Below are 23165 nucleotides of genomic sequence, written 5' to 3' on the forward strand. Positions count from 1 at the left end.
TCTGCCAGTAGCTGGGGATAAATCAATTGACAAAAAACAACCAAGCCTGTAATGATTAAGGCATAAAATTAATTTATACATATAGATGGCTAAAACGCATCTATATAACGGCTATTGAAGGATTCATAATGTCAGACCAGGTTATTATTTTTGATACGACCTTGAGGGATGGAGAGCAAGCATTATCTGCAAGCTTAACCGTAAAAGAAAAATTACAAATCGCCTTTGCACTTGAGCGCTTAGGTGTTGATGTAATGGAAGTTGGTTTTCCAATTTCATCACCTGGTGATTTTGAATCCGTGCAGACGATTGCACGTAATATTAAAAATAGTCGTGTTTGCGCCCTTTCTCGCGCGCTTGAAAAAGATATTGATGCTGCTGCCCAAGCGCTTTCAGTTGCTAAAGACTTCCGTATTCATACCTTTATTTCAACCTCTGATATTCATGTTAAAAGTAAACTAAAACGTAGCTTTGACGATGTCCTCAATATGGGTCGCCACGCCATTAAACATGCACGTCGCTATACTGATGACGTTGAGTTTTCTTGTGAAGATGCCGGCCGTACCCCAATCGATAATCTATGTCGTATGGTTGAAGAAGCCATTAAAGCCGGTGCAACAACGATTAACATTCCAGATACCGTTGGTTATACCGTGCCATCGCAATTCGGCGGCATCATCACCGACTTATTCAATCGCGTGCCAAATATTGATAAAGCCGTGATCTCGGTACATTGTCATGATGACCTTGGCTTATCGGTTGCGAACTCCATTGCTGCCATACAGCAAGGTGCTCGTCAAATCGAATGTACCATCAATGGTATTGGTGAACGCGCAGGTAACTGTTCATTAGAAGAAATAGCCATGATCTTGCACACACGCCAAGATTTATTAGGTAAAACCACCAATATTAACGCACAAGAAATTTACCGAACCAGCCAGCTAGTCAGTCAACTCTGCAACATGCCAGTACAGGCTAATAAAGCGATTGTGGGTGCTAACGCATTTTCACATTCCTCAGGTATTCATCAGGATGGCGTACTGAAAGCAAAAAATACTTACGAAATTATTACCCCAGAAAGTATTGGTCTAACGCAAAACAAGTTAAATCTGACCTCACGTTCTGGTCGTCATGTGATCAAACATCGTATGGCAGAGCTGGGTTATACCGACAATGATTATAATCTTGAAGAGCTGTATGAAAGCTTCTTACAACTTGCAGATAAAAAAGGTCAAGTATTCGATTATGACCTTGAAGCATTAATCTTCTTTAATAATTTGCACGAAGATGAAGCACATTTTAAATTAGATTATCTCAGTGTTCAGTCCGGTTCTGGCGTGAAAGCAACCGCAACAATTAGCTTAATTTCACAATTAGAAACAACGGGTGAATCTCGTACAGATACTGAAGCGGCGATAGGTAATGGTCCAGTTGATGCGGTTTATAAATGTTTAAGCCGTATTTCTGGCTTCGATATCGATATTGCCGATTATCACATCACTGCAAAAGGTGAAGGTAAAGACGCACTGGGTCAAGTCGATATTGTCGCAACGTATGAAGGCCGTAAGTTCCACGGTATCGGCTTAGCAACCGATATCATCGAATCGTCGGCGCTGGCTTATATCCACGTAATGAATAATATCCATCGCGCCAACGCGGTAGAACAACAGAAACTTAAAAAACAAAATCAATAATATAGAAAAGGCGGCTAAGGATGACTGTAACAAAACACAATATTGCTGTATTACCAGGTGATGGTATCGGTCCAGAAGTAATGGCGGAAGCAATTAAAGTACTTGCTGCTGTACAAAGTAAATTTAATTTAGAATTTACCTATGACTTCAATGATGTTGGTGGTATTGCGATCGATAACCACGGTACACCATTACCAACAAGCACACTAACGGCGTGTGAAAATTCAGATGCGATCTTATTTGGCTCTGTCGGTGGCCCAAAATGGGAAGGACTACCGCCACAAGAACAGCCTGAACGAGGCGCATTATTACCATTACGTGGGCATTTCAAACTATTTTGTAATCTACGTCCAGCTAAAATTTATGCTGGTTTAGAAAAATTTTCACCTCTGCGTGAAGACATCTCAAGCAATGGTTTTGACGTTGTTGTCGTGCGTGAATTAACTGGCGGCATCTACTTCGGCTTACCAAAAGGTAATAAAGGCGAAGGCGCTGACGAAACTGGTTTTGATACCATGCTTTATAGCCGTGCTGAAGTTGAACGTATTGCTCGTATTGCCTTTGAAGCGGCAAAACTACGCGGTAAAAAAGTAACGTCGGTTGATAAAGCTAACGTACTCGCGACCTCTGTATTATGGCGTAAAGTGGTCATTGAAATTGCCCAAGAATACCCAGAAGTTGAACTAGAACATATCTATGTCGACAACGCAGCAATGCAGTTAATCAAAGATCCATCGCAATTTGATGTGCTGCTTTGTGGCAACTTATTCGGCGATATCATTTCTGATGAATGTGCAATGATCACTGGCTCTATGGGCATGTTGCCATCAGCAAGTATGAACGATTCTGACTTTGGTTTGTACGAACCAGCAGGTGGTTCAGCACCCGATATCGCAGGTAAAGGTATTGCCAATCCAATTGCTCAGATCTTATCTGCTGCAATGATGTTACGTTATTCACTAAAACAAGAAGAAGCTGCACAAGCGATTGAACAAGCAGTTTCATTTGTATTAGAAGAAGGTTATGCGACTGGCGATCTACACAGTGCTGCGAATGCGAAACCAGTGCAAAACACAGCACAAATGGGTGATTTAATTGCCGCTAAAGTTGGCGCTTAATTAGCACCACATTAACCATGCCGTTTATACTTTTCTATACATGTCTTCGATTAAAGTAACCGGTTATAACAACAAGGCCGATAGTGAAAATACACTATCGGCCTTTTTATTGGCTCGTAATTACATCTCGTTGAATTGATGGCTCGAAGATAAATCACCAAGACTAAGTCAAACTGGTAAATTCGACCCCTATTTGATAATTATCACCACAATTATCAATACGAGTTATCTTTGCTTCGGCTTGTAACGGTGGGACGCGGGTATCGCCAGTTGGTAGAAAAATACTCACGCTATCGTTTAAAGAAAAATAATTTTCAGATATATCTAACGACATGCCACTCGCGCTTAAATCACGACAGATAGCAGTAATATTACGCTCTTCATCCGTCACCTGCACCGGTGAATCGATTAACATTCGGTGATAACTACGTCGTTCCAAATTAGCTTTTAGCACATCAATATCCCTCTTATGACTCTAATTTATAAATGTTGATTAGTTAATTTATAAATGCTGAAAAAGTATAAATCATTCAAATATCTAAATGATCCGTTTCTTTTTTGAGTATAGTCATCATTTATTCACTCGGGATAGAGTAAGGTGAATAATGCGACCTCAACAACTATTTCACTAGTCATTTAGCCACTATCTACTCGCAATCCAACATGCCTTTATCCACAATAAAATCGATGATCTGCTGCAAGCCGATGTGCTTTTTCATATTAGTGAACACATACGGTTTATCACCACGCATACGCTTAGTATCTTGCTCCATGACCTCCAGCGAGGCGCCAACATAAGGGGCTAAATCAATTTTGTTAATGATTAACAGATCAGAACGCGTGATGCCTGGTCCGCCTTTACGGGGGATCTTTTCACCTTCGGCAACATCAATCACGTAAATAGTTAAATCGGCTAATTCAGGACTAAAAGTCGCACTTAAATTATCACCGCCACTTTCGATGAATACTATATCGAGAGTTTTGTGCAATTTAGCTAATTCCTCAACCGCCGCTAGATTCATTGATGCGTCTTCACGAATAGCGGTATGTGGGCAACCGCCCGTTTCCACCCCGATAATACGGTCGGCATCTAGTGCGCCGGCACGGGTTAAGATCTTGGCGTCTTCTTGAGTATAAATATCATTGGTGACAACCGCGATATTATAGGTATCACGGATGCTTTTACATAATACTTCTAATAATGCTGTTTTTCCTGAGCCTACTGGGCCACCGACGCCAATGCGTAATGGTTGTTTAAATTCTGTCATTGCAAATCCTTATGAGCGAAACAATCGCGTATATTGATGTTCATGTCGGCAGCTCGCCATCACCTGAGCGGGGGTAAAGCTGCCAATGTTTTGATCGTCGGTTGCTAATGCTTGTTGCACAGCGGCAGGTATCGACCCTGCTAACTTCATTAATAATTGCTGGCCATCACTTTGCCCCAATGGCACTAATTTAATGCCAACAACGAGAGTATTCTCTAACCAGCTCCAGAGATAACCACCCAGCATTTTTTCTAATGGAATTGCCCACTGATTAACAGCCAATGCAAACGCGGCCAGTTGTGTCGTTTCAACCATCTTAGCCAGTTCACTATCGTCCAATGATATGCCTAACCTTGGCAATAGACGCACAAAAGCTAAACCACGCTGACGCTCTTCTAAACGCATCTCTTTGGTTTCTCTGCTCGCCGCTAAATAATCACACCAGCGCTGCGCCTGCAGATGATCCTTGTTGGCTAAACAGGTCTGTAAACGAATAATAATCGGCAACTCGAGACTGGCTAAACTTTCAAACATTTGCCCAGATAACCAATTTTCTAACGTAGCAACATTCGTCACCCAACCTTTCTCAATGGCCCACTCAAGCCCTTGTGAGTAAGTAAACCCACCCACTGGGAGCGAAGGACTAATCAACTGATATAGCTTTAATTCAGCTAACATATTATCCATACTGATTACCTATTCATTGGGGCAAGGACTCATGTTCATGCGGGTGCACATACGCTTCTTCACTACCATGTGAATGACCACCTGTGGTGCCACCATAAGCACCCGGTTCAGGTTGGAATGACGCATCTTCAACCGTTACCTCTAAGCCTAAACCGATCAGCATGTCATCTAATACATGATCATGTAGGAAGCGACACCAGCCCGCTTCAACTTGTAATGGCACATGTCGATTACCCAAGTGATAACACCCGCGTGCAAATAAGGTTGGGTCATCACAGCGGGCCGTTGATACCCGTTCTTTCGCGGCAATGACTTCGACAACAAAATCATCGTCAGTGGTTAATTGCGTGCCATGCTCTAATAGCTTGCCACGTGGTAAAAACAACCCCGCATCACGACCATCTTCAAGTTGTACTTTAAGACGGCTCTTGGTGCGCTGTAACATGGTCAAACACACATAAGCATCAACATTATTGGCTGCTACGGTTAATATTTGCGTTAATTTGATCATCAATATTCCTTTATTATAAAAATTATGTAGACCAGATCCGTGGCGCATCAGGCGTACAACCAAGCCAAGCTTCCCTCACCGCAGACCAGACCTGAACAAAACTCGCCATCATCGGCTCGGTATGTTGCCCCAGCGCCCTAACGACTAATAACCCCTCTAACTCACTGGCACCAAGCAACACCCGATCGCCGAAACGTGCTTGCTGTTCATCGATAATTTGATTAATTCGGCTCACCAACGCATCATCCACCGGGCTAATATACAAACTGCCCGTCATTGGATAACCGTGTAACACGGCTGCGTATTCCAGCTGGGTTTTATTCTGTAATCGCAAACTTTCAGCCAACAGTAATTTACCGTCTCGGAAGATATGTGTCTGACCTAAAATCTGCCCATGGGTAAATTCTTCATCCAATACCGGACGACCAAAGCACTGCATTTCCCAACCGATAAAACGGGCATTACCTGCTAGTTTCACCTCGGTAATAAGCTTAACTTCAGCACCGGGGAAAAAGATATTTTCCATCGGCAGCCATTCTAAAAAAGCACCGTCAGCGACAGCTAATTCCTGAGACTGCCACGCTGTATCGCCGTTACTTCGATAGAATTTGGTCGCACCAGGCGTGGTTAATAACGCATGCGCGGCTGAATCGACATGAATATCAAAGCGGAGTTGATCACCACCAACAACGCCTCCGGGCGGATGCAATAGATAGGTATGGCAAGTTTCGCCTTCTGGGAAAAAGGTTTTCTGCACGGCCAAAGGACCAACTTGCTGACGTTCAAGCAGACGGGTTTTACCGCCTTTCACACCATATTTCAGCCGGATCTCAGCGCGCCAGCCCTGATCACCCTCAGGGCGAGAAAAACGCATAGTCGATGGAATACTCATCGGTTTAAGCGCCGAGGAAGGCAACTAATACTCCGCTTAAACCCAGCGATGGACTTAGCCATTTCGCACTGACTTGACGGCCAATCACAGCACCAAGCGTTAATAACGCTGCGGCACTGATTAACATCCCCGGAACAAACTGTACTAACTGCGCAGCGGGTGCTTCAACACCGTGCGCCCAACCATGAAACAACACCATGACCACTGCCGCACTGGATAATAAATTAACCTTTGTTTCGACTTGCTGGCTTTGTTTCCAAACTGCAACCGCAACAATAAATACCGATGCTAGAATTAAGCTTTCCATGCCGGTGATCAACCCAGTTAATGCACCAAAACCAGTACCGATTAACATAGTGACTAACGCGCCAACAATAATACTCACTTGTTTACCTTTCATTTGCGCCGCTAAAAAGCCTACACCTAATAGCATGATCAAATGATCCAATCCCGTTAATGGATGCAATAACCCATTGGCAAATGTGCTCGCCATGAAGTTTTCAGTGCCGGTATGCGCCAGTGCAGAACCAGAAAATACCACGGTTGCTATAGCCGTTGCTCGTGCAGCTAAAGAAATGACTTTTTTGGAGACTATCTGTTTTGGTACTATTTGTTCTGAGACTACTTGTTTTAAAAATATAGATTTAAACATTATTTTTTCCTTAAAATAATTTACAACAAAATTTATATGTGGAAAGACTGACGATACCGACGCACTAAAATAGAAAATAACGCTGCGCCATAGGGAGAATACTAGCAGGCTCGCACACTAACAACTCGCCATTGGCACGTACTTGGTAGGTTTGGGAGTCCACTTCAATGGTCGGTAACCAATCGTTTAATACCATGTCTGATTTTCGTAACTGGCGGCAATCTTTAACAACGCCAATCAGACTATTAAGCTGTAACTGCTCGGGAATACCATCTTTTTTCGCTTGCTGAGAAACAAACAACATAGAGGTATTCTGCGACGCGCGACCAAAACTACCAAACATAGGACGATAGTGAACTGGCTGTGGCGTTGGAATAGATCCATTCGGATCGCCCATCGGCGCAGATGCGATCATGCCACCTTTGATAATTAAACTGGGCTTAACACCAAAAAATGCCGGTTTCCACAACACCAAATCGGCCAATTTACCCACTTCAACAGAACCGACCTCATGACTAATACCATGCGTGATGGCAGGGTTAATGGTGTACTTAGCCACATAACGCTTGATGCGGAAATTGTCATGATGTGGGGGATCTTGCGGCAGGCTGCCACGCTGAACTTTCATCTTATGGGCGGTTTGCCAAGTACGTGAGATCACTTCACCCACGCGTCCCATTGCTTGTGAATCTGAGGCGATCATCGAAAATGCGCCCAGATCATGCAAAATGTCTTCTGCTGCAATCGTTTCACGACGAATACGCGACTCTGCAAAGGCCACATCTTCGGCAATAGACGGTGATAAATGATGACATACCATCAACATATCTAAATGTTCGTCAATTGTGTTCACCGTATAAGGGCGGGTAGGATTGGTCGATGACGGTAAGATGTTGGATTCACCACAAGCACGAATAATATCTGGCGCATGACCGCCACCAGCACCTTCGGTATGGTAAGTATGAATAACACGATCGCCAATAGCATCTAAAGTGGATTCGACAAAGCCAGACTCATTTAAAGTATCGGTATGGATCGCCACTTGCACATCTGTTTCATCTGCAACCGTTAGACAGTTATCAATAGACGCCGGTGTCGTGCCCCAGTCTTCATGCAGTTTTAGGCCTATAGCCCCCGCTGCAATTTGTTCATGCAAAGGCGCTGGCACACTGGCATTACCTTTCCCTAACAAACCAAAATTCATTGGGAAGTGATCAAGTGACTCCAACATGCGGTGAATATTCCATGGCCCTGGCGTACACGTTGTGGCATTGGTGCCCGTCGCAGGCCCAGTTCCGCCACCGATCATAGTGGTTATACCCGAGGTTAGCGCTTCATCAATTTGTTGTGGGCAAATAAAATGAATATGTGAATCAACGCCACCAGCAGTAATAATCGACCCTTCTGCGGCGATGATCTCGGTACCAGGACCAATAATAATATCAACGCCAGACTGTACGTCTGGATTACCGGCTTTGCCTATGCCGATAATACGGCCATTTTTAACGCCGATATCCGCCTTAACAATGCCCCAATGATCGAGAATAACCGCATTGGTGATCACTAAATCAGGGGTGTATTTCGAGGTGAGCTGACTTTGACCTTGGCCATCACGAATAACCTTGCCACCGCCAAACTTAACTTCATCACCATAGCGGGTATAGTCATGCTCAACTTCTAACCACAGTTCTGTATCCGCTAATCGCAGTCTATCGCCTGTCGTTGGCCCAAACATTTCAGCGTAGGCTTGTCTTGAAAGCTTTGCCATCTATTTACCCTCATCCTTGTTCGTCGAACCATCCTTACTTTGCGGCTCATTCTTACTTTTAAGATCATTAACGCTGCCCATGACCTTGCCCTGAAAACCGTAAATCATGCGATTGCCACCAAAAGCAACTAATTCAACAGTACGGCTTTGTCCGGGTTCAAAACGGATCGCAGTACCCGCGGCAATATTAAGTCGAAAACCTAACGTCACGTCACGATCAAAAGTCAGCGCATCATTGGCTTCATAAAAATGGTAATGCGAACCAATCTGAATAGGGCGATCGCCAACGTTCGCCACCGAAATAGATACAGTAGGCATATCAGGATTTAGGGTTATGTGACCACTAGCGACTCTCATTTCGCCTGGGATCATACCTGTTCCGGTCTGTGTTTTATTCACCATAACAGTCCCTATATGATTGGTTCGTGAACGGTGACAAGCTTGGTACCATCAGGAAACATAGCTTCGACTTGCACATCAGAGATCATCTCAGGCACACCTTCCATCACTTGTTCCGCTGTTAACACTGTCCTGCCAAATGTCATTAATTCCGCCACGGTACGGCCATCACGTGCGCCTTCCATAATCGCAGCGCTAATAAGGGCAATAGATTCTGGATAATTCAACTTAACACCACGCGCCAATCGACGCTCAGCCACTAAAGCCGCCGTAAACAACAATAATTTATCTTTCTCTCTCGGCGTTAATTCCATTTATGTCTCCGTTAGTATTAGATTACCAATGCTTTTTTGTATTTTTAGATTGTTTACACTACTGTGACATAGTTGTTAACTATTTAACACATACTTTACACGGTTAGATATTCTTGAATTAAATCATCGGTTAACATCGCCATCTCCCCCTTCGCGACGACACGGCCTCGGTCGAGTAAACAAAAGTTATCACCCACCTTTCTGGCAAAAGGTAATTTCTGTTCGACCAATAACACCGTTAAGCCAAGCTCTTGATTTAGTTTGCGAATAATGTCGCCAATTTCTTGCACTATGTTAGGTTGGATCCCCTCTGTCGGTTCATCGAGGATCAGCAATTGCGGGTTAATCACCAACGCGCGACCTATGGCTAATTGTTGCTGCTGACCACCAGATAAATCGCCACCGCGACGATGCAACATTTCTTTTAACACCGGAAACAGCTGATAAATGAATTCTGGGATCTTACGGTCACCCTTGGCGCGAATGGGTAACCCTATCTGTAAATTTTCCTCCACGGTGAGCGATGAGAATATTTGTCGTCCTTGTGGTACGTAGCCCACCCCATGACGGGCACGACTTTCCGCTCTCAATGGCGCCATATCTTTACCTTGTAATAAGATCTCACCACTTTTAACCGGTAATAACCCCATCACACATTGCAGTAAGGTTGTTTTACCCACCCCATTACGACCCATTAACACCGTACATTTACCCTTTGGGATGTACATATCCAGGTCCCACAAGGTATGGCTTTCACCATAAAACTGATTAACACCTTTAATCGATAACATGGCTACTCTCCTAGATAAACTTGTTTAACTTTGGCGTTATTTTGAATGTCAGTCATCGACCCTTCCGCTAATATACTGCCTTGATGTAATACCGAAACCGTACTGGCAATAGAGCGAACAAAATCCATATCATGTTCAACCACAACCACTGAGTGATCACCCGCTAATGACGTCAGTAATTCTGCAGTACGATCCATCTCTTGGTGCGTCATCCCGGCAACAGGTTCATCGACTAACAGCAGTTTTGGTTTTTGCATTAACAACATACCAATTTCCAGCCATTGCTTTTGCCCGTGAGATAAACTGCCCGCATCCATTGCCGCTTGTTCTTGCAAGCCAATCAAGACTAATACCCGTTCAATTTCATCACGCTGTTCACCACTTAATTTGGCACGGAATACCGACCAAACGCTGCGCGTACCCGCCATTGATAACTCTAAATTCTGCCATACCGATAAACATTCAAATACTGTTGGTTTCTGGAATTTACGCCCCACCCCAGCATTGGCAATTTGCGCTTCATCCATCGTCAATAAATTAAGCTTTGAGCCTAACCAGACTTGCCCCGTATCAGGCTTGGTTTTACCGGTAATAATATCCATCATGGTAGTTTTACCCGCTCCATTAGGACCAATGATGCAACGTAACTCGCCTTCTTTGATGTATAAGTTAAGATCGTTAATCGCTTTGAAACCATCAAAAGACACGGATACGCCTTCTAAATACAACAGAATATTATGGCGGGTATCAATCAGTGGATTATGCGGCGGTTTCAAAAATTCAAATACCTGATCACGACGCGCAAACTGACTGACATTATCGCGAATCTTTTTGGCTAACGGCGCGGTAAACCCTTGCTCATTCACTAGTGGGCTAGCGGCGATCTGCTGGTCAGTAAATTGTGAAGTTAAAACCGATGCGCTATTCACCTGCCCATCCAATTCTGCATCCAATTGCTTAGGATCACTCATCAGGTATTCTCCTTCGTCGCCAAGTTTTTGTTACGGATTTTTAGATCAGTAAACCAACCTGTCACCCCTTTTGGTAAAAACAACGTCGCTAAGACAAACAAACTACCCAGGGCAAATAACCACACTTCCGGTAACTCAATCGTGAACCAACTTTTGGCATAATTAATTAACAACGCCCCAATGATCGCACCAAATAAAGTGGCGCGACCGCCAAGTGCAACCCAAACCACAATCTCAATCGAGTTAAGCGGTGAGAACTCCCCAGGATTAATGATACCGACTTGCGGCACATATAACGCACCTGCAATACCCGCGAGCATGGCTGATAAAATAAAGATCCCCAGTTTAAAGTTAGCCACGTTATAACCAATAAAACGTACCCGAGGTTCGGCATCGCGTATGGCCACAGCCACTTTACCTAAACGACTTGAAACCACTTTACGACAAGTCAGGTAACCCAAAATCAACGCGACCACCGACGCCATAAACAAGCTCACCTTCGTGGTGTCTGCTTGCAAGCTAAAACCAAGAATATCTTTAAAATCGGTCAAACCATTGTTCCCGCCAAAACCCATTTCATTACGGAAAAATGCCAGCATGAGGGCAAACGTTAAGGCTTGAGTCATGATCGAAAAATACACCCCAGACACACGCGCTCGAAATGACAAGAAACCAAATACCAAAGCCAGTGTTGCCGGTACTAATACCACCATCAAACAAGCAAACCAGAACATGTCAAAACCTTGCCAAAACCACGGCAGTTCTTGCCAATCTAAGAACACCATAAAGTCAGGTAACTCAGGATGACCATACACCCCCCGATCGCCGATTTGGCGCATCAGGTACATGCCCATGGCATAACCACCTAAGGCAAAAAATGCCCCGTGACCTAAGGTTAAAATACCTAAATAACCCCAGACTAAATCCACTGACATTGCCAATAACGCATAAGTTAAATATTTACCTAACAAGGTAATAGTGTACGTTTCGATATGCAGAAAATGGCCTTGTGGCACCAGTAAATTAAGTGCGGGTACCAAAATTAACAGCGTCGTCAGTAGCAGCATTAATAGCTGGCCACCACGGTCTGTTTTTAACATTGAATTAGCGAATAGCGCTTGTAACATGGGTTATTCCTCGGCCGCACGACCACGTTGTGGAAAGAGTCCACGCGGGCGTTTTTGAATAAATAGGATAATGAATACCAGTACGATGATCTTAGCGAGTACCGCACCAGCCCAAGGTTCTAACAACTTGTTAAATAGACCTAAAGTTAAACCAGCAACCAAGGTACCCCACAGATTACCAACCCCACCAAATACCACGACCATAAACGAATCAATAATATAGCTCTGGCCCATATTCGGTCCGACATTGGTTAATTGCGACAAGGCAACACCCGCAATACCAGCTACACCGGCACCTAAACCAAAGGTCATGGCATCAACCCACTCCGAACGTACACCCATTGCCCGAGCCATCGAACGATTTTGTGATACCGCACGCACTTGTAAACCCAGTGGTGTTTTCTTTAATACAAAAATAAGTGTACAGAACACTAATAAACAGAAAATAATGATATAGAGGCGGTTATAAGTCAGTGCCAACATGGGATTAAACTCCAACATGCCGCTCATCCAATCGGGTGTCGATACCGAGCGGTTCAATGGCGAGAACACACTGCGGACTGCTTGCTGCAAGATAAGACTGATGCCAAAGGTGGCAAGTAAGGTTTCCAATGGACGGCCATAGAGAAAGCGGATCACCCCACGCTCAATGGCAATGCCTACTAAACCCGACACAAGAAAGGCCGCAGGGATCGAGAGTACTAACGATAAACCAATATTGTCCGGCATTAATTGCTGCATAACGTAAGTAGTATAAGCACCGAGCATGATCAGCTCACCATGCGCCATATTAATCACCCCCATCACCCCAAAGGTAATCGCCAGACCCAGACCCGCTAATGCCAACACCGAACCGAGACTCAAGCCAAAATACAAAGTTTCAAGGGTTGAATAGACTTTTTGACTTTGCGCATAACTGTCTAAGCCTCGTTGCGCGGCCTGACGTAAGTCATCATCAGCAGTGGTATTGACGATATTGTCCAGCGCACTAAACGCGGTCGGCTCTATCGAGTCTGCCAATAAATGAACGGCGGCTAACAATTCAGTTTTGTCTTCTGATATCGCTGCGGTGCCTATGGCTAGCGCGAGTGTTAATGACGTTTTATTTTGCTCAACATCTTCAACAGCTAAGCGTTGACGCAATAAGGCTTGGATCGCAGGATCAACATTGCCCAATAAATCGTCTATTGCTTGCTCACGTAACGCGGCATCACTCGACATTAAGTCTAATTTGGCGATACCTAAGCGAATGCTTTTACGTAATTTATTGTTAAGAGCTACTTTCTTGAAGTCGCGTTTTTGGCAATAACAACAGATTCTGTCAAGCCTTTCGCTGGCGCATCGGTATCGACGCTAGCCTCAGCATCAAAGGTAAATGTCGACGTTAACTTAATTGCTAATTGGCCAGTGGCATGATCAGCAATGAGAAATAAGGATTTTTGTTTTTTATGATAGAAAATACGACCTGAAAGTAAGTCGTTAAATAACTGTTTCGCTTGAGATGGACTTGGATATGCCTTTTGACTTAACCAATTTACCGCCGCTATTTTATTATCAAAGTTACGTTGAGAAAACTGTATCTCTACGTCTGAAAATGAATTAACCGCCGCCGCAGCCCAACTCTTATTTACTGTACATAGCGATAATAAAAATATCAGCGCGGTAAAGCATAAAGTCGATGATGGCGATAATACACGGGCATATTTGTTCATAACCTTCCCTGTCAATGAGGATAACTTGCCATTCAAAGTAACCAGCGCTTATAACTGGTTACCTTGTACTTAAATACTAATCAGTCGTTACTTTGACGAGCCCGTACACTTGCCTGTATCCACATTAAAACTACCGCACGACAAAGGTGCTAACCAGCTAGAATACAAGGGTTTTGAACTCGGTAAATAATCAGACCAAGCATCACCGGCTACCACACCCGTGGTTTCCCACACTGTTTCAAACTGGCCATTATCTTGAATTTCGCCCAGTAATACTGGTTTAGTGATGTGATGATTCGGCATCATAGTCGCGTAACCACCAGTTAAGTTAGGTACTGTCACCCCAATAATGGCATCTTGAACAGCTCTAGCATCCGTTGTACCCGCTTTCTCAACCGCTTTAGCCCACATCTTAAAGCCGATGTAACTGGCTTCCATTGGATCATTGGTTACGCGATTTTCGTCTTTGGTAAATTTCTGCCACGTTGCAATAAATTCGTCATTAGCTTCTGTTTCAACACTCATGAAATAGTTCCATGCCGCTAAATGCCCCACCAACGCCGAGGTATCCATACCCGATAGTTCTTCTTCACCTACCGAGAACGCCACCACAGGAATGTCTTCTGCAGATACTCCTTGTGAACCTAATTCTTTATAGAAAGGCACATTGGCGTCACCATTAATGGTCGAGACAACCGCGGTTTTTTTGCCTTTAGCGCCAAATTTCTTGATGTCAGAAACAATGGATTGCCAATCAGAATGACCGAATGGGGTATAATTGATCATGATATCGCTGTCTGCTACACCTTGAGATTTAAGGTATGCCACTAATATTTTATTGGTGGTACGTGGATAGACGTAATCGGTACCTGCTAGCACCCAGCGTTTGACATCCATTTCATTCATCAGGTAATCAACAGCAGGGATCGCTTGTTGGTTTGGCGCAGCACCGGTATAAAATACGTTTTTAGACGACTCTTCACCTTCATACTGCACGGGGTAAAATAACAAACCATTAAGTTCTTCAAACACAGGTAACATAGATTTACGTGATACTGATGTCCAACCACCAAATACCACATCTACTTTCTCTTTCTCAATTAACTCACGGGCTTTTTCAGCAAACAGTGGCCAGTTTGACGCAGGATCAACCACCACCGCTTCGAGTTGCTTACCTAATAGCCCACCTTGTTTGTTCTGCTCTTCAATCATCATTAAGATAGTATCTTTTAATGTGGTTTCACTAATAGCCATCGTGCCTGAGAGTGAGTGCAATACGCCGACTTTAATGCTGTCTTCTGCCGCGATAGCGCTAAATGAAGCAACACCCAATGTGAGTGCGACAATTGCTGCTAGGTGAGAAAATTTAGATTTGTTAAGTGTAAACATGATTTAACTTCCTTATTATGAACCTAACTCTAAATAGGCAATCGTTATGCCAGTTCATAATCAGGTAGAAACAGAGAACATAAATACATAGTTAAAACAAGGATTTAAAACTGACCTTGAAGTTATAAAATAAAATGACCCACAAAATAATGTCAGTTATTGGTGCAAATGAATTTATGCATGCACCACTAAAGGGATAATTAAATTTCGACCAATCGCGTTATTCCGACTAGCACTTTAGAACAAATAAAAATACAATGGACGCTCACTCATCGGGGTGCTGCTCGACTTTTTGTTAAAGAGTCACAGTGGCTGAGATAACACCCGTAATAACTTGAACCAGATAATGCTGGCATAGGAATGAGATTCGACTAACTGAGTCATAAGTTCTATGCTTCACATTCTAGGAGTATCCGTGAAGCACACGATCAAAAAACTAGCACTTTGCACTGCCCTACTTTTACCTTCGCTGTCATTACAAGTCGCTAACGCAGCTGACAAACCCGTATTAAATGTTTATACCTACGATTCATTTGCATCCGATTGGGGCCCAGGTCCAAAAATAAAAACCGCGTTTGAAGCCGAGTGTAATTGCGAACTTAATTTAGTCGCACTCGAAGATGGGGTCAGTATTCTGAATCGTGTGAAACTCGAAGGTAAATATACGAAAGCAGACGTGCTATTAGGATTAGACAACAACCTGATGGCTGAAGCAGTAAAAACCAACCTGCTTGCACCTCATCAGCAAGATACCAGTAATTTATCACTGCCAAACGAATGGACGAATAAGTACTTTGTTCCATTCGATTATGGTCACTTTGCATTTATCTATGACAGTGAAAAACTGGCCAATCCACCAGCGAGTTTAGCTGAATTAGTTGAACGTAAAGACCTGAGCATTATCTATCAAGATCCACGTACCAGCACACCGGGTCTTGGCTTTATGTTATGGGTAAAAGCAGTCTATGGTGATAAAGCACCACAAGCATGGCAACAAATTGCAGCTAAAACCGTCACCATAACTAAGGGCTGGAGCCAAGCTTACGGCATGTTCTTAAAAGGCGAAGCGGACATGGTATTAAGCTATACCACATCACCGGCATACCACATGATCGCAGAGAAAGAATTCAAATATAAAGCAGCTGAATTCAGTGAAGGTCACTATCAACAAACAGAAGTGGTTGCGCGTTTAAAAGATGCAGCGAATCCTGAGTTAGCCGATCAATTCATGGCATTTGTGCTCACACCTGCGTTCCAAGATCTGATTGCAACAGGTAACTGGATGCTACCAGCTAAACAAGCTGCGGCACTACCAAGTGAGTTCGACCAATTAATTACGCCGGCAAAAACTTTAGAGTTCACACCAGAAGAAGTGGCTCAATCCCGTAAATCTTGGGTGAAGGAATGGCGTAACGCTGTTATCCAATAATTAGTAAATAATTAATCAAAAATTATGATCGCGAATTCGCATAAATACTGGTGGTGTAGCGCAGTGCTCGCCATCAGCATCATTTTAATTCTGGTGGGTGGTAGTTTTACTGCCCTACTTAATTTTTCACAAGCCGAGTTAGACTTCAGCAGTGTGCTGGCGGACTCGTACACCCAACATGTCATTCGCTTTAGTTTTTACCAAGCGGCCTTATCAACTGGCTTGAGTATTGGTTTAGCGATCCCGTTAGCACGCGCGTTCTCGCGTCGAGAGTTCGCGGGTAAACAAATGATAATCAAACTGTTTAACTTATCACTGGTACTGCCCATTATCATTGCCATCTTTGGTATTATTGCTGTGCACGGTAAAAGTGGTTGGGTTAATCAACTTCTCGGGTTTTTTAACATAGAAACAGGCCATTATATTTATGGCTTAACCGGAATTCTGCTCGCACATTTATTTTTTAATGTGCCGTTAGCCACACGTATTTTATTACAAACATTAGATTCTATTCCCAGTGAATCTTGGCGTTTAGCCAGTCAACTTAACTTACAATCTCGGCACATCTTTATCACCTTAGAATGGCCGAAGATAAAACAACAATTACCTTCGTTAATCAGTCTTATTTTTATGCTGTGCTTTACCAGTTTCGCGATTGTCATGTCGCTCGGCGGAGGGCCTGATTACGCCACACTTGAAGTCGCCATCTACCAGGCACTTAAATTTGAATTTGATATCGAACAAGCAGTGGCTCTGGCGATCATTCAAGTCGCGATCACCGTGGCGTTAATGCTTTTTAGTGCGGTATTTTTAAAGTCACAACCTATGTCAGCACCATCAGGTAATTATTTTCGTCGCCCCGACTGCCACACGCTAAGCAGTAAAATTGGTGATGCGATCAGCTTTATTTTAGCCAGCTGTTTATTAGCACCACCGATACTGGCTATTTTTATCAGTGGCATCAACAACAAGACTCTCGCCGTTCTTAGCGATCCTATGTTGTGGCAAGCCACAGGTATCTCACTACAAATAGCCCTGAGCTCGGGTTTATTAAGTTTGTTACTGGCCTGCTCAATTTTATTCTCAACACGGATACTAAAAGTACGCTTTAAGCTCATGGCATTAGCGTATGGCATCGAAAATATTGGCGCCATCATTTTAGTGGTTCCGGCACTGGTTTTGGGTACGGGACTGTTCTTACTATTACGCCCCTATGTCGATGTATTTAGCATTGCCGCTTGGTTGGTGATCCTCGTCAATGCACTCATGGCATTACCTTATTTACTGCGCGTGTTGAACCAACCGATCCAAGATAGTTTTGCGTCATATGACAAACTCGCAATCAGTCTAGGCTTATCACGCCTGCAGCGTCTGCGTATTATCGAATGGCCATTATTACGTAAACCGGTGGCGATGGGATTAGGACTGGCTTGTGTATTATCGCTGGGTGATTTAAGTGTGATCGCGTTATTTGGTAGCCAAGATATGCAAACCTTACCCTTGGTGCTCTACCGCCAGTTAGGCAGCTATCAACTTGATGCCGCCGCGGTGACAGCCATCTTCTTATTAACTCTTTGCGGTATTATTTTCTATTTGTTCGAACGTATTATTGGAGGCAAAAATGCCTAATGCAACTCTCCTAAACAATGCTATTCCCCTCAGCAATGCCGACACCAGTCAGAACAGCAACAGCAACAGCAACAGCAACAGCGGTGCATTATTACAGGTAGATAATGTTTTATTGCAAGTAAACAAGGTAACCTTTGCTTATGAACAAATGCAGATGCAATTTGATTTAGTCGTTAATCGCGGCGAAACCTTAGCGATCCTGGGGGCCAGTGGTTCGGGTAAATCAACACTACTGAATCTGATTGCTGGTTTTAATCAGCCCTTGTCGGGTGATATTCGTTTTCAACAAGACTCGATATTAACCAAAGCACCTGCGCAGCGACCGATCACTACGTTATTTCAAGAGCATAATTTGTTTAATCACTTAACGGTTAAACAAAATATTGCCATTGGCTTAGCACCTAGCATGAAGTTAAATGCCGAGCAACAAACGGCGTTAGAAATCGCAGCACAACAAGTAGAAATGACCGACCTACTGAATCGCTTACCCGCAGACTTGAGTGGTGGTCAACGTCAGCGTGTTGGTATTGCCCGTTGTCTCGCACGTAAACAACCACTATTATTGTTAGATGAACCTTTTAGTGCGCTCGATCCAGCATTACGTCAAGAGATGTTACGTTTGATTGCCAAGTTGAATAAAGAACATGGCATTACCGTGTTAATGGTCACGCATAACCCCAATGATGCCCTGCAGATAGCCGACAATATTGCCTTTATAGAAAACGGTAAGATCGCACTGCATGCACCAGCCGCTATTTTGGCTGATCAAGATGCACCGGATATGTTGAAACGTTATTTGGGGACGCTGAATAAGTAAGAGCCTATAAAAAACCACGGGCTTTAAGCAGTGCGGTTTTAAAGTCATCTTCTTGATCCTTTGCTAACCCGGGGATCATTTCATCTTTCGTGCTATTGCGCATTTTTAAGTGATAGATAAGTGCATCATCACTCAGCGCTGCTAACTCACCTGTAAACGTCATCTCTTCAGCCAAGGTCGATAACAATTGCAACAGGCTCACATCCGGTGTTTTCTGCCATTCAGGCTGTAACAACTCGATGATCTCATTTAAGCGGTGATATTTCATTTTATAATCCTTATTTTAACTGTGATTATTATACCTATTCCTAGGCATAAGTTAAGTAAACACAGTATCGATTATTGCCGACAACCATAACTCAATGACAACCACGGCCAAGTAGTAACAGCAACGCCCCGAGCAATCACCATTACCAGGGGCGTGTTATTTATTATACTAGCGCGAGAAACCTTAGCAGATTTAAAGTGCTAACTGCCAGCGTTGTAATGGCTTATCCGCTTTGATCCCACGACCCCAACGATCGATGCTATCAATGGTTAAGATACGCGCCGGATTAGGCACTAATGCTTTCAATTTCTTGCTGGCTCTTTTCGAGGTCAGTATCCACAAGCTATCATCGTCAGTTAATAGCTCAACAAGCTGCTGCTTATCTGCTGCAGTCCATTCCAATTCTGGTTTGGTTAAACGTTCAACCACAAACAATTGATTGCCCGATGCAAAGTCTTCTAACTCACTCGACAGCAACACCACAGAGTCAATCTCATTATCTAATAACATGGCTTGCTGTTGATTAATCAAATGGCGTACCGACATCATTAAGGCTTGCTGGTTACTGGCAATGACCCCTGCTTGCTGTGGCCATATTTGTTGCAGATCTTGACTTACAATCGCCGTCATACGGGTTAAATTTGTCGGGTTAAGCCAAGTGTAAGGCGAAATACTACCATCTTCTAAACGCAGTGCCGCGACGCCTTGCGCACGGGGTGAAATAGCTTGTGAGGCATCCACTTCGATTATGCGAATGTTACCTTTACGTGCGTGCACAAATAACGGATCTTGCGACCATACTGCGCCAAGAGTAATAGCGACTTGTGCATCAATCGCCGCTTCCGCTGTTAACGTCGCGCCTTTCGAATTAAACCAATTCGGTAAACGCGATAAACCATAACGTTTTGGGGGCAGATACTGCGTAGTAATGTCAGTGCCTTTGGTTAACTCTGTCGCTAACATATAAGTCACCGGAGTGGCGGTAAGAATATCTGCAGCCTCTACCTTTTGGCTAAAACCTAGCGTTGATACCAGTAGCAAACATGCTGAGCTGATGGTAAATAATGAAGCAGTCATAATCGGTTATCCCTTACGCACAATGCGGTAGCAAGTGGCAATTAAGAAGAAGCTGGTCGATACAATAATGATCGCCGCGCCAGAAGGAATCGGTAGTTTTAATTCCATTGGTAAGATCGTGCCAAGCAGGCAGCTGATCGTCGCTAATAACGCCGACATAAGCACAAAATTACCCATATTTTTGGTTAATAGACGTGCTGTTGCACCTGGGATCAATAACAGTGCCCCCACTAATACCGCACCGACAATTTTCACCGAGGCAATCGTCACAAGCGTGATCATCATGACAAATAAATAGTCGTAAAAATTAGTCGCATAACCACGTACTTTGGCAATATCAGGGCTGATACAGGTTAATAAAATACGGTTAAAGGTCGGTATCAATACCAGTAAAATAACCCCGCAAGTCACCGCCAAGATCAATAAGTCATAGTCGGTGATCGTTAAGACCGAACCGAACAACACATTCTCTAACATGTGAATATTAATCTTACGTGCCACATACATCAGCAATGCCGCCCCCACCGCTAATGCAAATGCCAGAAACACCCCAACCAAGGTATCGTATGGCACATTGGTACGGTTACGCACAAAGTGCAGTAACAAGGCGAAGATCATGCAAAAACTAAATAAGCCAATAATAGGATTCTCTGCTGGCTCACCTAACAATACGCCTAAGGCAATACCGGTTAACGCGGCATGGCCAACCGCTTCAGAAAAGAAAGCTAAGCGCTTGGCAATCACCAACGTACCCAAACCACCCAGTAGTGGACCAAGTAATAACGCGGCAACCACCGCATTCACCATAAACGAATAAGAAAAACTCTCACTCAACCAACCAGCATCCACGCCCAGTTGTGCCCAATGACGGATCGTATCCATTATTTAACTCCTTGCGCGAGATTGATTGCCGGCGTACTGGTACCAGTATAATGATTGAATAAGCGCTCGATCTTATCGGCTCTTAACACCTCAGATACCGGGCCAGTATCAACCAACTGCCGATTAACCACATGCACTTGGCCACCGAAACGACGCACCGCGGTCACGTCATGATGCACAGTTAAAATAGTTTTATTTTCGCGCACTAATTCGTGGATCAAGGATTCAAGGTAACGCACACCTTGTTCATCCATGCCCGTTGTCGGTTCATCAAGCACCAACAAGTCGGGATCATCTAATAACGACTGGGCGAATAATACCCGTTGCTGCTCACCACCCGATAACAGCCCCATACGGCGGTCGGTACGATTAGCCATACCCACCCGGTCGAGTTGTGCCAGTGCATCATCTTGTTCTTTTTTACGCTTGCGCCAAAACAGTGGATTACGACTTTGATTGAGTAAAATAAAGTCCATGACGGTAAAGGGTAAGCTCGACTCAAACGTCGCCTTTTGTGGTACATAACCGATATTGCCTTTACGCTCTGGCCATTGAATATCAATAGCACCCGAAAATGGCGTTAAACCTAAGATAGAACGCAGTAACGATGTTTTACCACCACCATTAGGCCCCATGATCACATGACACTGACCGGCTGCTAAATAATGTGAAATGTTTTCTAGAATGACATTATCGCCGTATTTCAAACCGACATTTTGTAAACGAATTGCAGGTCCCACGATTAACTTCCTTGCTGCTTGTTAGAAGATACAGCTGTATCAGCTAGTGAACGCTTGGCAGCAAACTTCATCGCTTCAACTAAGGTCGCGAGATTACTTTTCATTTCAATAGCCACTTTGTTTTCTTCATACGCGCCATGGGTCATGTGTGAAAAACGGTAAAGTTGCACACCCGTTGCCGCTTCAATGGTTTCTACATAACGGCTTGGCATATTTAATTCGTAGAACAACACATCAATCTTCGATGCACGGATCTTCTCGATAGTTTCTTGTAACTGACTCGCACTCGGCTCAACACCGTGCGCAGGTTCGATAACGGCTGCAACATCAACACCAAATTCTTGCAAGATATAACCGTAAGCATTGTGCGTCGTAGCCACCAGCATACCGGATGTATCTAAGTCACCCAGCGTTAGCATTGCTTGGCGCTTCATCTTACGAAATTCAGTGGCGTATTTACGGGCATTTTTACGGTAAGTACGCGCATTTTCAGGGTCGATCTTTGATAGCTCGGTCGCGATGGTGTAAACCTTTTGGATCGTTGTTGATAGACCAACAAAGGTATGCGGGTTTACCGCACCGTCACCAACCGATTGACCAATAGCAGGTAACAAGGGCACGTCTTTATTGGCTTGGATCACAATCAGATCATCACGGTTTGCAGCTTTAATTACTTTTAAGGCAAAGTCATCATGACCTATACCATTCACCACGATCACATCCATCTGTTTAAGACGGCGTAAGTCATTCGGCTGTGGTTGGTAATTGTGGGGATTAAAACCTTCGTCAACCAGCGGTAATACGTCAGCTTTATCACCAACAACCGCTTTCACGTAGCTGTAATAAGGCTGCAAGGTAATACCGATGGTTAATTTATCAGCGGCTTGTAATGCTCCGCTCATCAGCAATACCGCTGTAGTAGCGACTACAGCGATTAAACTTTTCATGCTGGTATTGATGCGATTTTTTATTAAGACTGGTTTTATTATGGCTACTTTCATTATTGCTATTCTCATTGTCGACTGGTGTC

25 protein-coding genes and 1 riboswitch are annotated in these 23165 nt (G+C 43.8%); of the genes, 5 read left to right on the forward strand and 20 right to left on the reverse strand.

Annotated features, from left to right (window positions below; genetic code table 11):
• Positions 1-128 precede the first annotated feature (128 nt).
• Together leuA and leuB are read left to right on the forward strand one after the other, a co-directional pair.
• Entirely contained in the window at positions 129-1694 is a 1566-nt protein-coding gene (gene leuA, locus PE36_RS10690; RefSeq protein ID WP_006032036.1) for a 2-isopropylmalate synthase, read from the forward strand.
• A gap of 20 nt (positions 1695-1714) precedes the next feature.
• Positions 1715-2812, forward strand: a complete 1098-nt coding sequence (gene leuB / locus PE36_RS10695; RefSeq protein WP_006032037.1) for a 3-isopropylmalate dehydrogenase — start codon at positions 1715-1717, stop codon at positions 2810-2812.
• Between the two features lie 163 nt (positions 2813-2975).
• Here leuB and PE36_RS10700 read toward each other — a convergent pair whose 3' ends face one another.
• The 15 genes from PE36_RS10700 to urtA all read right to left on the reverse strand — a co-directional run bounded on the left by PE36_RS10700 (position 2976) and on the right by urtA (position 15293).
• The gene (locus PE36_RS10700; RefSeq protein WP_043994427.1) at positions 2976-3266 is read right to left on the reverse strand and encodes a PilZ domain-containing protein; all 291 of its coding nucleotides are present in this window, start codon (positions 3264-3266) and stop codon (positions 2976-2978) included.
• A 193-nt stretch (positions 3267-3459) separates the two neighbouring features.
• Complete coding sequence (gene ureG / locus PE36_RS10705) at positions 3460-4080, reverse strand: urease accessory protein UreG (protein WP_006032039.1); 621 nt, start codon at positions 4078-4080, stop codon at positions 3460-3462.
• 9 nt (positions 4081-4089) lie between these two features.
• The gene (locus tag PE36_RS10710) at positions 4090-4767 is read right to left on the reverse strand and encodes an urease accessory protein UreF (RefSeq protein WP_006032040.1); all 678 of its coding nucleotides are present in this window, start codon (positions 4765-4767) and stop codon (positions 4090-4092) included.
• 13 nt (positions 4768-4780) lie between these two features.
• On the reverse strand, positions 4781-5278 hold the full coding sequence (ureE, locus tag PE36_RS10715) for an urease accessory protein UreE (protein ID WP_006032041.1): 498 nt from the start codon (positions 5276-5278) through the stop codon (positions 4781-4783).
• Between the two features lie 22 nt (positions 5279-5300).
• Positions 5301-6170: an urease accessory protein UreD gene (locus PE36_RS10720; RefSeq protein WP_043994428.1), complete on the reverse strand. Its 870-nt coding sequence runs from the start codon at positions 6168-6170 to the stop codon at positions 5301-5303.
• Between the two features lie 4 nt (positions 6171-6174).
• Complete coding sequence (locus PE36_RS10725) at positions 6175-6822, reverse strand: HupE/UreJ family protein (RefSeq protein WP_006032043.1); 648 nt, start codon at positions 6820-6822, stop codon at positions 6175-6177.
• 64 nt (positions 6823-6886) lie between these two features.
• Positions 6887-8590, reverse strand: a complete 1704-nt coding sequence (ureC, locus tag PE36_RS10730) for an urease subunit alpha (protein WP_006032044.1) — start codon at positions 8588-8590, stop codon at positions 6887-6889.
• On the reverse strand, positions 8591-8962 hold the full coding sequence (locus PE36_RS10735; protein WP_198138601.1) for an urease subunit beta: 372 nt from the start codon (positions 8960-8962) through the stop codon (positions 8591-8593). It abuts the gene before it with no gap.
• Positions 8963-9000: 38 nt separating this feature from the next.
• Complete coding sequence (gene ureA / locus PE36_RS10740) at positions 9001-9303, reverse strand: urease subunit gamma (protein ID WP_006032046.1); 303 nt, start codon at positions 9301-9303, stop codon at positions 9001-9003.
• Between the two features lie 95 nt (positions 9304-9398).
• Positions 9399-10094, reverse strand: a complete 696-nt coding sequence (gene urtE, locus PE36_RS10745; protein WP_006032047.1) for an urea ABC transporter ATP-binding subunit UrtE — start codon at positions 10092-10094, stop codon at positions 9399-9401.
• Between the two features lie 2 nt (positions 10095-10096).
• Positions 10097-11065: an urea ABC transporter ATP-binding protein UrtD gene (urtD, locus tag PE36_RS10750; RefSeq protein ID WP_006032048.1), complete on the reverse strand. Its 969-nt coding sequence runs from the start codon at positions 11063-11065 to the stop codon at positions 10097-10099.
• Positions 11065-12192: an urea ABC transporter permease subunit UrtC gene (urtC, locus tag PE36_RS10755; protein ID WP_006032049.1), complete on the reverse strand. Its 1128-nt coding sequence runs from the start codon at positions 12190-12192 to the stop codon at positions 11065-11067. The genes urtD and urtC overlap by 1 nt, the downstream gene beginning before the upstream one ends.
• Before the next feature lie 3 nt (positions 12193-12195).
• Complete coding sequence (gene urtB / locus PE36_RS10760) at positions 12196-13413, reverse strand: urea ABC transporter permease subunit UrtB (RefSeq protein WP_006032050.1); 1218 nt, start codon at positions 13411-13413, stop codon at positions 12196-12198.
• A gap of 56 nt (positions 13414-13469) precedes the next feature.
• Positions 13470-13904, reverse strand: coding sequence for a hypothetical protein (locus PE36_RS24730; protein ID WP_006032051.1), 435 nt, complete (start codon positions 13902-13904; stop codon positions 13470-13472).
• A gap of 87 nt (positions 13905-13991) precedes the next feature.
• Positions 13992-15293 carry an urea ABC transporter substrate-binding protein gene (gene urtA / locus PE36_RS10765; protein WP_006032052.1) on the reverse strand — a complete coding sequence of 434 codons (1302 nt, stop codon included), beginning with the start codon at positions 15291-15293 and terminating at the stop codon, positions 13992-13994.
• A 263-nt stretch (positions 15294-15556) separates the two neighbouring features.
• Positions 15557-15670: riboswitch (TPP riboswitch) on the forward strand.
• Between the two features lie 38 nt (positions 15671-15708).
• Here urtA and thiB point away from each other — a divergent pair.
• Genes thiB through thiQ form a run of 3 tightly spaced genes read left to right on the forward strand, consistent with a single transcriptional unit; the run spans position 15709 to position 19168 of the window.
• Positions 15709-16722, forward strand: coding sequence for a thiamine ABC transporter substrate binding subunit (gene thiB, locus PE36_RS10770; RefSeq protein ID WP_006032053.1), 1014 nt, complete (start codon positions 15709-15711; stop codon positions 16720-16722).
• A 24-nt stretch (positions 16723-16746) separates the two neighbouring features.
• Positions 16747-18351, forward strand: coding sequence for a thiamine/thiamine pyrophosphate ABC transporter permease (thiP, locus tag PE36_RS10775; protein WP_006032054.1), 1605 nt, complete (start codon positions 16747-16749; stop codon positions 18349-18351).
• Positions 18344-19168, forward strand: a complete 825-nt coding sequence (thiQ, locus tag PE36_RS10780) for a thiamine ABC transporter ATP-binding protein (RefSeq protein WP_006032055.1) — start codon at positions 18344-18346, stop codon at positions 19166-19168. The genes thiP and thiQ overlap by 8 nt, the downstream gene beginning before the upstream one ends.
• Positions 19169-19172: 4 nt before the next feature.
• Here thiQ and PE36_RS10785 read toward each other — a convergent pair whose 3' ends face one another.
• The 5 genes from PE36_RS10785 to PE36_RS10805 all read right to left on the reverse strand — a co-directional run bounded on the left by PE36_RS10785 (position 19173) and on the right by PE36_RS10805 (position 23082).
• The gene (locus PE36_RS10785) at positions 19173-19436 is read right to left on the reverse strand and encodes a YihD family protein (RefSeq protein ID WP_006032056.1); all 264 of its coding nucleotides are present in this window, start codon (positions 19434-19436) and stop codon (positions 19173-19175) included.
• 192 nt (positions 19437-19628) lie between these two features.
• Complete coding sequence (locus PE36_RS10790) at positions 19629-20513, reverse strand: hypothetical protein (RefSeq protein WP_006032057.1); 885 nt, start codon at positions 20511-20513, stop codon at positions 19629-19631.
• Between the two features lie 6 nt (positions 20514-20519).
• A complete protein-coding gene (locus PE36_RS10795) occupies positions 20520-21395 on the reverse strand; it encodes a metal ABC transporter permease (protein WP_006032058.1) in 876 nt (291 codons plus the stop codon).
• Positions 21395-22135, reverse strand: a complete 741-nt coding sequence (locus PE36_RS10800; RefSeq protein WP_006032059.1) for a metal ABC transporter ATP-binding protein — start codon at positions 22133-22135, stop codon at positions 21395-21397. Before PE36_RS10800 ends, PE36_RS10795 begins: the two co-directional genes overlap by 1 nt.
• A 2-nt stretch (positions 22136-22137) precedes the next feature.
• Positions 22138-23082, reverse strand: coding sequence for a metal ABC transporter solute-binding protein, Zn/Mn family (locus PE36_RS10805; RefSeq protein ID WP_232286570.1), 945 nt, complete (start codon positions 23080-23082; stop codon positions 22138-22140).
• Between the last annotated feature and the right edge of the window lie 83 nt (positions 23083-23165).

The organism is Moritella sp. PE36 (genome assembly GCF_000170855.1).
In the GTDB taxonomy this organism is placed as follows: Bacteria; Pseudomonadota; Gammaproteobacteria; order Enterobacterales; family Moritellaceae; genus Moritella.